This is a genomic window from Kosakonia sp. BYX6, assembly GCF_038449125.1.
In the GTDB taxonomy this organism is placed as follows: Bacteria; Pseudomonadota; Gammaproteobacteria; order Enterobacterales; family Enterobacteriaceae; genus Kosakonia; species Kosakonia calanthes.
Genome location: NZ_CP151800.1, coordinates 1,763,562 through 1,775,743, shown reverse-complemented (window position 1 = coordinate 1,775,743; position 12,182 = coordinate 1,763,562). Strand labels below are relative to the sequence as shown.

Sequence of the window (12,182 nt, the reverse complement as noted above, 5' to 3'; positions counted from 1 at the left end):
AAACTATCTAATTACCATTCGGCTGTGGTAACAAATTTTTCCTGGGTCAAGAGAACCCACCAGCACTGCCCCAGCAGTAACGATGCCACTATCACCTATATTCAAATTTGGAATTACCGTTGCACCGGCGCCAACAAAAACATTCTCGCCCGTAACAACTTGACCGCACAATGTTGCTCCCGGCGCAATAAAATTATATGCACCGATTTTGCAATCATGTTCAATAATCACCCCGGTATTGATTATAGAGTGACTACCAATAATGGTTCCGGGATGAATAACTGCGCGAGTAAGAATTTGAGCGCCAGGCATTATCTCCGCATAGTCGGAGACGATCGCATTATCGGCAATAACAGTGGCAAAGTGATAACCCCAGCTGAGATAATTTTCGTTAATACGTTGTCTTAATTTCGAGCGGGGTGCAACACCTACAGCATTTACCAATTCAACCTGCATAGGAGAGAATTGCAAAATGTCATTATCGGATCGCAGATGTCGTACTCCAGAAAATATTTTTCGACCGTTGATATCATCGGGGCTGATTATAGCGATAACATCCCTTTTTTGCCGTAGGAGAATATCAATGAGCACACTTGCATGCCCTCCTCCTCCGATAATAACAACCGGTTTATTATTCAATGATCAAATCTCCAGCCATGTATGATTTGCCAGATTTTTTTCCTAACAAATCCCAATATCCATAAGGTGACATTCCTTTACCAGGACGTTTGACTGAAAGGTTTTCTGCAGAAAATTCCTCGCCTTCGCAAATATCCATAGCTGCGACCAGACTTTTACGGGCGACTGATTTATTTTTGATTTCAGAAACCGTGGGCGTTTTTACTGGCTTGCCAAGCGCCAATTCTACCTGACGGATAGCAGTAACCATCGCTTGTAGTTCATCAGGCTCAAGAGAAGCTTTGTGATCGGGGCCTTCCATTGTTTTATCGAGCGTAAAATGCTTTTCAATTACTATGGCACCTCGTGCAACCGCTGCCACTGGAATAGTAATACCCTCACTGTGGTCTGAATAACCCGCGGGTAAATCAAATGCACTTCTCAACGTATCCATCGCGCGTAGATTAATTTCATTCATCGGTGCAGGATATTCTGTAGTGCAATGTAAAATCACGACTTTTTCTTTCAGCGCTTTTTGTCCCTCATCTGACGCGTACGCGCTTTGAAATGCTTCAGTACAAGGTTTAGCATCTTTCGAAGTTGTATAACCAAATGCGATCACACCTAAAGCGGCTTCAATCTCTGATAATGTTGCCATGCCGGTCGAAACGATGATGTCACAGCCTGTTCGGGCATGTTCCAGCACCAAAGGCGCATTCGTTAACTCGCCAGAAGGCAGTTTGAGCCGCTTAAGGCCTAAATCATTGACCAGAAACTCAAGGCTTTCCGAATCAAATGCCGTCGATAAAAATTCAATACCCAGCGAATTGCAATGTTTGATTAATGCGTGATGAGCGTCCCAGGACAGTTCCAGCCTGCGTAGCATTTCAAGCTGAGATTCTTGTTTTTTGGTGTTCTTGACTTGATATTCAGCCTGTTTGGCCTGTTCTGTCACAAGATTACTGGCTTTAAACGTCTGGAATTTGACAATATCCGCACCTGCTTTGTAGGCCGCATCAACAAGTTCAAACGCCAGTTTCTCATCACCATTATGGTTTACACCGGCTTCAGCAATAATTAGAGTCATGAGCAATCACTTTAAATCATAGAATTTTTTACCAGGCACGAACTGCAATGTTTTGATCATCTTAATAATTCGCCCGCTTGCATCACCTTGCCCATAGGGGTTGTGAATAATCTCATCCGGGGTTTTATAGGTACGATCAATAGCCTGTTCTATCGTTTTCACGATATCCGACTTTTTCACTGAACAGTTCAGCACACTTTTAGCGGCGAGCCGCCCTTTTTGTCGTTCGCCAATATTCACGGTGGGCACGTCAAATGCCGGCACTTCAATAATTCCACTCGAAGAATTACCAATAACAGCCGCAGCATATTTTACCGCGCTTAAATAGCGAATTTGTCCAAGTGACGGAATAGCGAGAACCCTATCAGGCTGCTGACGGGCATAATCATCGAGCAGAGGAATAATCTGGCGGCCGCCATCATCCGCATTAGGATAAGTTAATATAATTTTGAAGTCTGGAAACTCGTCCAAAGCAGCAAGCAAGTTTTTGAAACTATTTGCAGGTGGTTCATCACTTAATGTCACAGGATGATAAGTCACAAGAAAATAAGGACCATCGAGAGCAAAATTTAATGATGTAGAAAGCGCTTCGCGTGTCATAAACGTCCCACGCTTGAGATGATCAAGCCCTATCGCACCGACATTCTCCACGCGTGAAGGGTCTTCTCCCAATTGAATAACGCGATTTCGATACTCTTCAGTAGAGGTTCCATGCAGATAGCTTAATTTACTAATAGCATGACGGATCGCGTCATCATAGGCACCTTCCGTAATTTCTCCGCCATGCAGATGGAAAACAGGGATGCGCAGAATCATTGCTGTTTGCGCCGCGGCCAGCGCTTCAAAGCGATCGCCTAAAATAACAAGTAAGTCGGGTTGCTGTCTCGCCAAAGCATCGGCAAATCCCAGAACGCCGAGCCCCATACTTTTCGCCGTCCCAACAGCCGAATCAGAGGAAAGAAGAATTTCAATTTTTTCGTCAATCGGAAATCCATCTTTCTCAATTTGCTGCCAGGTCAAGCCGAATTCCGGAGACAGATGCATGCCGCTCACGATTAATTGCAAATGCAATTCGGGATCGCTCTGGATATCTTTCATCAGCCAGTACATAAGACCGTATTCGGCTCGTGTACCTGTAAAAACCGCAATCTTCTGTTTCATGGCTTTTATGACAGTCGCTCAGATGGTGAGCTGGGTAAATTCACCAAGCGTGCCTCAATGTACTCAGATTGCTCCAAATCATCACGCATCGCTTGGGCGAACATTGGCAAGCGGTGCATCAGTTTCCAGATAGGACGAGCCATAACCTTCGCGTTGTTCATTTGTAAAAGCAACTCATCGCGAGAATCGCCATCGGCACAAATCACAGCGTTCAACCAATAATTGGATTTTGCGTACGCTGGTTCTTTAACGAAATGATATTCGGACCCAGCAAAAAAGATGTCATAACGTTCAGCCAGGTTGCGCTTCTGCTGCAAGAATGCTTCCAGCATCTCCATCTGCCCACAGCCAAGGGCTGCATTCAGGTTCGGCATCCGGTAATTGAAACCAGGTTCATCGTGATAAAACTCATAAGGATGCGGCACTTTTGCTGTCGTGGTGACATGCTTTGCCCGTACCCCCAGTTCTGCCGTTTTGCATAACACCATACCACCACCACCTGTGGTAATAATTTTGTTGCCATTGAAGCTTAGCGCTCCATATTCTCCCAATGTGCCGGTGTGCTGCCCGTTATAGAAGGATCCAAGGCTTTCAGCCGCATCTTCAACCAGAGCAATATTCCATTTATTACACACCGCAATCAGCTCATCCAGTTCAACAGGATGGCCGAAGGTATGCATAGGAACAGCAGCCCGAATAACCTGCTGCGTTATTCTATGAATTGCACCTTGTTCTGTCAGTTCCGCGTTTTCAGCCAACCAGTTTTCCATCGCTACAGGACTTAAACCCAGGCTTACGCGCGAAACATCAAGAAACACAGGCTCCGCGCCTAAGTGATAGAGCGCATTACAAGTAGCGACGAAAGTAAGCGCCTGAGTTATTACCAAGTCGCCACGTTTCACACCAGCCAAGTAAAGCGCCGCGTTTAACGCCGCTGTACCATTCACTGTTGCAACCGCACGGGCTGTGCCTGTGTAAGCTTCCATTTTGTGCTCAAAATCATCAACAAACTTACCGACACTGGACACAAAAGTACTATTCAGCGTGTCGAGCACATATGACTTCTCATTTCCCAGAAAAGTCGGAGCATGTAATGGAATAAACTCACTCGTATTATATACATCGCGTACAAATTCAATGATTGAATTGATTTTCATCCCAAAGAGCCTTAATCACATTTTGCTATCCAGATATTTGCCCGTTTCTTTATGGGCGAAATCCGGAATCATTTTAAAAAACAATTTCACAATATCGTCTTTTGACCACTGCAGAGCATCTTTCATTTTCGTTATTTCTTGTTCGAATTGTTCAAGTAACGCCGGATCGTATAATGGTTCATTTTTTATGATCCCAAGATTCTCAAAGCGATCCATATTAAGTATTTCTTTGTCGGTAAAGAACTCTTCGAAATCCTTTTCACCTGTAGTGTCACTGGGGGTGAAAATACATGGCCATTTACCTTGAGAAGGTAACGTTTTTGCAAGCTCGCGGGCTTCATCTTCAGTCTGGCAAAGATAAGGCTGATAACCCCGTTGCTGAAGGTAAAGAACTGCAATATCTGCAAACGAGATGAGATGAAGATTTTCACTTAATTTTGGGAAAAAGATATCGCGATTATCACCAAAAATGCAGGACATCAAACATAATTCACCAGACTCTTGCGGTGTCACAAAATAACGTTTGATATCGTTTGGCGCGACTAAAGGTTGCTGCTTAAGCAGCCGTTGATCGAACCCGTGCAAAAGAGAACCATCTGAAAAGGCAACATTAGCAAAGCGGGCAGTTGAAATTTTAATATCTTCACTTTTGCGCATTAAAAACATTTCCATAATACGCTTTGAAGCCCCCATCATATTAACGGGGTTAGCTGCTTTATCGGTCGATACGCAGAAAAACTTTTTAACACCGGAGGCAATAGATTGTTCAATGGTCTTATTCGTATTGAGGATATTTACCTCAATCATACGCATCAGCGTAAATGCATCTTTCTCACTGCGAACATGTTTCAACGCTGATAAGTTCAGTACGTAATCATATTTTCCGTCAGCTTTAATGAACGCATCATATTCTATTGAACCGATATCGAGAGCGAAGGTTTGAAAGTCGCCATTAATATAACCGAATGAACTTCGAATATCGCGGACTAGTTCAACCATATTATTTTCGCTAATATCCACAACATGTAATTTTTGCGGATTACGTTTGAATATTTCTTTGGTGACCGCCTGGCCAATTGAACCTGCTCCGCCGAGAACAAGAAAACGTGATTCAGAAACGATCTTTTGTAATTCGAATTCATTTTTCGATATATCACGGCTGAACAGTTTTTCACTTCGGCCAATTAACGGTAAAATTTTATCCATTTGAAATCCACCCTATTTTTAATATTTCACCGATAAACGGCAGCGAACATCTTCAGTCGCATTGGGAACAATTTTCGACCATTCATCGCCGATGCAAACAGCATGATTAAATTACAGACATGCTACCGCCCCAGGCTCTACAGCTACCAGTATACTGTGCCACTGCTTACGTTTTCACTGTGCGCGATTGCCGGACATCGGTTTAATCTTAGTCTTTGTTGCCAGGCACAAAATGCTAATTACCTATTCTCCGCTGAAACAGAGCCGGAAACAAGGAAAAATCTTTGAACTAAAAATGCAAAATTTCGCCTTACCTACTGTTTTTAACTATTGATTTTACGATGAAAATAATAAAGGGCAGTAAGAATAACCTTAAGCTGAAACACTTAATAGTTATGCTTGACTGCCCCTCGACCAGAAACGCAATTACCCAATATTTTTATTTGTTCATTGCGCCAGCAATTTCTGAATGCTTTCGCGGAATTTCTGCCCTTCTTTCAGGTTACGCAGGCCATAGTTCACAAATGCCTGCATATATCCCATTTTCTTACCGCAGTCGTAACTGTCACCGGTCATCAACATCGCATCGACGGACTGCTTTTCAGCCAGTTGCGCGATGGCATCGGTCAATTGAATACGATCCCAGGCACCCGGCTCGGTTTTCTCAAGCTCAGCCCAGATGTCCGCCGAAAGCACATAGCGCCCTACCGCCATCAGGTCGGAATCCAGCGTCTGCGGTTGATCCGGTTTTTCAATAAATTGCACGATACGGCTAACTTTACCTTCGCTGTCCAGCGGTTCTTTGGTCTGAATCACAGAGTATTCAGAGAGATCGCCTCTCATGCGTTTTGCCAGTACCTGGCTGCGACCGGTTTCGCTAAAGCGCGCCACCATGGCGGCGAGATTATAACGCAGCGGATCGGCCGTTGCCGTATCGAGGATAATATCCGGCAGCACCACGATAAACGGGTTGTCGCCAACAACCGGACGCGCACAAAGAATAGAGTGACCCAGCCCCAGCGGCTGCGCCTGGCGCACGTTCATTATAGTTACGCCCGGCGGACAAATTGACTGAACTTCCGCCAGCAACTGGCGCTTAACACGCTGCTCAAGCAGCGCTTCAAGCTCGTAGGAGGTGTCGAAGTGGTTTTCCACAGCGTTTTTAGACGAGTGAGTCACCAGAACGATTTCTTTGATCCCTGCAGCAACAACTTCGTCGACGATATATTGAATCATCGGTTTGTCGACGATCGGTAGCATCTCTTTTGGAATAGCTTTGGTGGCGGGAAGCATGTGCATTCCCAAACCTGCTACCGGAATAACTGCCTTCAAATTAACCATTATTTCTTCCACCTATAAATAATTGGATGAATTATAAACCTTTAACCCGTTTTCGCCAGCGAGTAGTAGTGAAAGATGTTACACCTAAAGCCCCCTGTAAGGCAGTAGATGTAATCCTAACTGCTGCCCCAAATCACCAGGATTCGTCGTAAAAGCGCATTTAGCGGGCTTATGGCCGTTTCGCTGGCATTTGGAAGTTCAAATTTTCGACATTCACCACATGCTGATCGACGCGGTCAATGTCCACCGAGCTCTGCCCTTTTTCATTGACTGCATGAATATTCGCCAGCGAGAGCAAGGTGTCTTGTTTAGCCATAAAGCGCCCGCGCACATCTTTGCGTAAATCAAAGTTTAGCTTCAGCGCCGGGCCGTCAGCCGCATCCTGCATCACATTAATATTGCGCAAGAAAAGATGCTGCGGCTTGTTATGCAGTTGCAACGTTGCGCGCTGCATTTTCAGGTTGGTGATGGACACAAACGACGTAGCATTACCGGACGACACCTGAATACCGCGCAGTTTATATTTGCTGTTGCGGTTATCCTGCTGAATATCGTTGAGTTTGAAATTTTGCGGAATGGATAAATAATCGCCTTTGATCACGCCATAGCCAATGAGCATGCCTGCACTATTGACCATCTCAACATGATCAATCACAAAATTATCGCAGCCATAAATCGCTACCGTCGCGTTATCAATGCCCGCTTTTTTACTGAAATCCGGGGTGATATTTTTCGCTTTAATATTGCGAATAATAAAATGCTTGCCGTTTTCCACATGCACTAACTGGCGGCAATTGCTGCCGGTGATATTCGCCACGACAAAGTTTTTTACCGCCTGGTCTTCCGGGTAATTATTGTCGTAGGTGCTGCCCGCCAGCCCAATACCAATTCCCCAGTTAATCTTGCCGTTGGTGCAATCGATATTGTCGATAACGTGGTCAGAAATCAGGATATTACGGTCGTTGATCGCCACGTTCCATTCGATGGCGTCACCTTGTAGATCGCTAAAGCGGCTGTTGGTGATGCGCGCGCCATCCAGTTGGTTGTGAAACCCCTGGCGCAGAATCGCATAGTTGGCTTTGGTCACCGTGATATTGTCGATCAGCAGATTACGCATCACACGCTTCTCTTTCCCGCCGATGTAGATCTGCATCACCGGGCCATAGCCGCTCATGTTCACGCCCTGGATGACGCAATCGGAACCGCGCACATCCAGTGTGATGTTGTACAGGCTGCCACCCTTTTCACCCACCACCCGGCTACCGTCCTGCAACACAAACCGTCCGCGCCCGCTGCCTTTTAGCGCACCGCGCACCAGCAGTGTTTTTCCCGCCGGGATAAAAATCCCGGTGTTGATATTTTCACAGACTAGCCCGGCCGGGATCTCGACAGTTTGCGCTTCGGTAAAGGCTTTTTTGAGCGAGGCCGGCCAGTCGTTATGGTCGTAATCGCTGATCTTTACCGTATCTTTCCCCGTCAGCGCACGTGCGGCCGGCATATGCAATAGGGGTAACGCCGCCAGCGCGGAACTGGCGGTAAGAAAGGAACGTCGTGACAGCGCTGTTGATGTTTTCTTTGCGGTCATAAAACCTCTCATCAAAGCGTTTGCAGCAGGCTGGCGAGTTGCTGATTAATGATTTTCTGATTGAAGTCGGACTCGACTTTTTCCCGCGCACGGGTCACCACTGGCGTTAAATCGTCGCTAGCCATGCCCCCGAAAGAGGCCAGCCGCTGGGCCAGCGCTTCCGCGTCATTCTCGGGTACCAACCAGCCTGATTGCCCGGCCTCAATCAGTTCGGGAATGCCACTGTGTACGGTTGAAACCACCGGAATACCCACCGCCATCGCTTCCATCAGCGCCACCGGAATACCTTCCATATCGCCATCGGTACCGGTAATGGAGGGCAGTAAAAAGACATCCGCTTCATCCAACAGGGCTTTCACCTCATGGCTTGGTTTGAAACCAGGCATCTCAATCACATCTTCCAGTTGAAACTGCTCGATAAGCGTGCGCAAACGCCGCTCCCACGGGCCAATGCCGAGGATGCGGTATTTGAAATCCACCCCGCGCGCTTTCAATAAGCGGCACGCTTCGATGGCAACGTGTAAACCTTTTTTCTCCGTCAGACGGGCGACGGAGATAATTTGCAGCGGACGGCCAGGCGATTTAACAGAGCGCAGGCTGAAGCGAGCCATGTCCACACCCATGCGGGAAACAGCGATTTTCTGCTCCGGGCAGCCCATATTTTTCAGGCGGCCTGCCCATAAATCGCTGATGGGCAGCATCAAATCGCCACGCTGGAAGAGTTGCTGGTATTCCGGCGTGTAGTGGTTCAGCACGTCGCGATGAGAGATATCAATGCCGTGGAACACGGTGGCAATTTTGCCTTGCAGCACGCCGAGTTCCCGCAATTTCGACGCCGTTACACCCGCAGGGCCAAAATGGGCGATAAAGACATCGGCGCGGAAAGTGCGCGGCGCAAGGCCGCAAATCGCCGACAGAATCAGGTTGCGCGCTTCATCACCGTAGCGCGACATATTCAACGCTTTCCAGGTAGACGATTTCCAGCACCCGCGCGCAATGGCCTGCGCACGGTAGCTCAGTTTCGCCAGTTTTCCTTCCGGTTCCGCCAGCAACCAGTGTGTCTTCTCGGCCAGTTTGTACTCGGTGTACGCGGCGTGGGTGTTGTTCATATCGCCCTTATGCAGGGCGACAATCTCAACCTCAAATCCCATATTGATAAAGGCGACAATCTGGTTGAGCACAAAGGTTTCAGAGGCTAAAGGAAACTTCAGCAAAAAGAAGCTGACTTTCATTTCACCCCCTGCACACGATCGAGCACCGATTTCACCATGCTGATGCCGTTTTCTCGTTCGCTTGCCACTGCCGTTGCCAGCCGTGCATTGATTGCCGGTAGCTGGCCCAGCGTGTCAGCAGCCATAGATGCCAGCGAACCGTCAAGCAAGTGGCGAATATCCACCGCCATTTCCGGCATCCCCAGTTGCTGCATGATGCCCGCGGATTTGTGCTCGTAGTTAATGGCAATTGCCGGTGTGCCAAAGTTCATGGAGATGATCGCAGAGTGCAGACGCGTTCCGACGGTTAACTCGCAGGCCGCCAGGATTTTCCCCATCTCCAGGTCGTTCAGTTCATCCATCACCACGTGGTAGCGCGATGGATCGGTAATGTACTGGCGTAAATTCAGCGCCACCATGCGGTCATCTTTGTTATAGCTATCAATACCGGTACAGGTGGAGAGCGCAATCACCTGATAACCCGCGTCAATGACACGATTCACCACATCCGCGAAAGCTTGCTCGTACGCTTGCTGCGTGGTGCCGAGGCGTTTATCAAACGGCGCCAGTTCGCGCAGCGTGATGGCGACGGTTTTCTCTTTTGCCGCCAAATCCAGCCAGTACTGCACCGCATAGCTGGCGGTGAAATCATGCTGATGGTGATCCACCAGCCAGGCCGTATCGACGCCCTGCTCGACTTTGTCAGTTGAAATCCCGCTCTGCTTCATCAAGTTCAGGCTGACGTTCTCACGCAGGATCAGCGCATCGCAGTGGCCAAAGACGTAATTGGCCAGTTGATTAAAGGCTTCGTTCTGGAATGGCCCAACGCTGTGGCCAATCATATACAGCGGTTTTTTCGCCATAAACGTACAGAGCGCATGCTCGAATTGCGGCACACCATACAGATCGACGAAGAACGAGCCGCCCACCTGGATAATGGCGTCATAATCGGCCAGACGGCGGACAAAATCGGTAAACCCTTGTGCGATAGCGATATTGCGCAGCTTGCCGGTATCCGTCACGCGTGACAGCAGCACCTGGTGCTGGTAACGGCGGCGCAGGACTTTCTTCACTCGCCCCATCAGTCCCGCAGCGTTGTTGTGCTCTTTCATCTGGCTATACAACGGGTCGCCCATTACCGGGCGGTTTAACAACCACGATGAGCTCACCGGGTAGCGGCTCATCACATCCACTTCTGCATCAGGCTCAAGGTTGGCAATAGCGTCCAACAATCCACGTAAAATTGCACTGTCACCACGGTTGCCGCATGTGTGATTGCCAAGAATCAATAATTTCATAACGACCTCATAAAGGGGTTCTAACGTTTCTTATCCTGCGCGAAGCAGCGTTTTCAATTTCTCGTTGCGGCAAAACTGGCGCTTCATCTCCACCACCAGCGCATTACGCGAGACAATCAGCATCCCCACGAAGGCAATAACCCCCCCGGCAACCTGAATCGCTAACATGGCGGCAAGCGGCATATGCCCGTCCAGCGCCAACCCCAGGCCATAGCTGACGACCAACGTCGGCAATGACAGGTAGAACGGCAGCCACAGGCTTAAGATGTACTGACGGTAACTGGATCCGAGCACCGGTTTGATCATCACGAAGTAGCTCAGAACGGTGTTGATGATTTGCACCAGCAGGAAGCCGAGCGTCACGCCCAGCGCGCCCGCCAGATGCCCACCGATGATAATGGCAGGGATAAAGAGAAACGTTTTAAAGACATTGAATTTGAAGCTGATATCCACCCGCGCTTTCGCCATCAGTAACGAACCAATCGGGTTACCGACCGCGCGCAGCAGGCCGACGATGCACAGCAGTTGCAGGATCGGAACGATGTTGCTCCATTTGTCCCCGAAGACCAGTGGCACAAAGTTATTCGACACCACCATCAGCCCCAGCAGGATCGGGAAGTTAATGATCCCCACCACCGACAGCAGTTTGTAGAAGTTAACGCGCAGCTTCTCGGTGTCGTCCTGGATTTTGGCAAATGCCGGGAACAGCACGCGGGTAATGATCGGGTTGAGCTTCATCGGCGGCACGACGGCCACGTTGTACGCCAGGTTGTATCCCCCGGCGACGCTGGCGCCGAGAATACGCGCCAGCACCAGCGTCGACAGGTTGGTGTTCACGTAGTTGATGATGCTGTCTGCCGTCAGCCATGCGCCGAAACGCAGGTTCGAGCTGACCGAGGCCAACGAAAAATGCAGCCCAGGACGGTAGATTTTGCGGCCAAAGTAACCAAACAGCAGCGTACGCACGGCGCTGTTGACCAGGTAACCGAGGATCGCGGTCATCGCCAGCGGCCAGAAAAAGGCGCTGATCACCGTGAAGCTAAAGCCCGCCATTACCGACACGGTTTCAATCGCGCCGATCTTGTTGAACTCCAGCTCTTTTTGCATCAGCGCGCGGAATTGCTGCCCGTGTGGAATGACGACAAACGCCAGCGACAAGGTTTTGATCAGCGGTTCGAGATCCGGGTTATTCAGTACGTTGGCAATAAACCCGCTCAGGAAGAAAACCGCCAGACACACCACGATCCCCAACCCAACGTTGAGCCAGTAAAGCGTGGTGAGTTCAAGGTGGCTAATCTCTTTGCGCTGGATAATCGAGTTAGCGATACCAAAATCCGACAGCGTATCCGCCAGCGCGATAATCACCAGCGACACAGTCAGCAGACCGAACTGGTGGTTATCGATAACACGCGCCAGCACCGTCATCTGTACCAGCCCCAGACCGATAATGGTCAGCGTGGCCATGGCTGACCACTTCGCGCCGCTGATGGTTTTTTCTCTCAGGCTCATGACCTTTCC

At 48.7% G+C, this 12,182-nt stretch carries 10 protein-coding genes; all 10 read right to left on the bottom strand.

Annotation, left to right across the window (positions count from 1 at the left end):
- Positions 1-3: 3 nt before the first annotated feature.
- The 10 genes from AAEY27_RS08235 to AAEY27_RS08190 all read right to left on the bottom strand — a co-directional run bounded on the left by AAEY27_RS08235 (position 4) and on the right by AAEY27_RS08190 (position 12,173).
- Positions 4-639 carry an acetyltransferase gene (locus AAEY27_RS08235; RefSeq protein ID WP_342324538.1) on the bottom strand — a complete coding sequence of 212 codons (636 nt, stop codon included), beginning with the start codon at positions 637-639 and terminating at the stop codon, positions 4-6.
- Positions 632-1,705 carry an N-acetylneuraminate synthase gene (neuB, locus tag AAEY27_RS08230; RefSeq protein ID WP_342324536.1) on the bottom strand — a complete coding sequence of 358 codons (1,074 nt, stop codon included), beginning with the start codon at positions 1,703-1,705 and terminating at the stop codon, positions 632-634. Before neuB ends, AAEY27_RS08235 begins: the two co-directional genes overlap by 8 nt.
- Before the next feature lie 6 nt (positions 1,706-1,711).
- Positions 1,712-2,866 carry a UDP-N-acetylglucosamine 2-epimerase gene (gene neuC, locus AAEY27_RS08225; RefSeq protein ID WP_342324535.1) on the bottom strand — a complete coding sequence of 385 codons (1,155 nt, stop codon included), beginning with the start codon at positions 2,864-2,866 and terminating at the stop codon, positions 1,712-1,714.
- A gap of 5 nt (positions 2,867-2,871) precedes the next feature.
- A complete protein-coding gene (locus tag AAEY27_RS08220) occupies positions 2,872-4,023 on the bottom strand; it encodes a LegC family aminotransferase (protein ID WP_342324533.1) in 1,152 nt (383 codons plus the stop codon).
- Between the two features lie 15 nt (positions 4,024-4,038).
- Entirely contained in the window at positions 4,039-5,229 is a 1,191-nt protein-coding gene (locus tag AAEY27_RS08215; RefSeq protein WP_342324531.1) for a UDP-N-acetylglucosamine 4,6-dehydratase, read from the bottom strand.
- A 447-nt stretch (positions 5,230-5,676) separates the two neighbouring features.
- Entirely contained in the window at positions 5,677-6,570 is an 894-nt protein-coding gene (gene galF, locus AAEY27_RS08210; RefSeq protein WP_342324530.1) for a GalU regulator GalF, read from the bottom strand.
- Positions 6,571-6,739: 169 nt separating this feature from the next.
- On the bottom strand, positions 6,740-8,155 hold the full coding sequence (gene wcaM / locus AAEY27_RS08205; RefSeq protein ID WP_342324528.1) for a colanic acid biosynthesis protein WcaM: 1,416 nt from the start codon (positions 8,153-8,155) through the stop codon (positions 6,740-6,742).
- 11 nt (positions 8,156-8,166) lie between these two features.
- Positions 8,167-9,387, bottom strand: coding sequence for a colanic acid biosynthesis glycosyltransferase WcaL (gene wcaL / locus AAEY27_RS08200; RefSeq protein WP_342324526.1), 1,221 nt, complete (start codon positions 9,385-9,387; stop codon positions 8,167-8,169).
- A complete protein-coding gene (gene wcaK / locus AAEY27_RS08195) occupies positions 9,384-10,664 on the bottom strand; it encodes a colanic acid biosynthesis pyruvyl transferase WcaK (RefSeq protein WP_342324524.1) in 1,281 nt (426 codons plus the stop codon). Before wcaK ends, wcaL begins: the two co-directional genes overlap by 4 nt.
- A 30-nt stretch (positions 10,665-10,694) precedes the next feature.
- The gene (locus tag AAEY27_RS08190) at positions 10,695-12,173 is read right to left on the bottom strand and encodes an MOP flippase family protein (protein WP_342324523.1); all 1,479 of its coding nucleotides are present in this window, start codon (positions 12,171-12,173) and stop codon (positions 10,695-10,697) included.
- Positions 12,174-12,182: the final 9 nt, after the last annotated feature.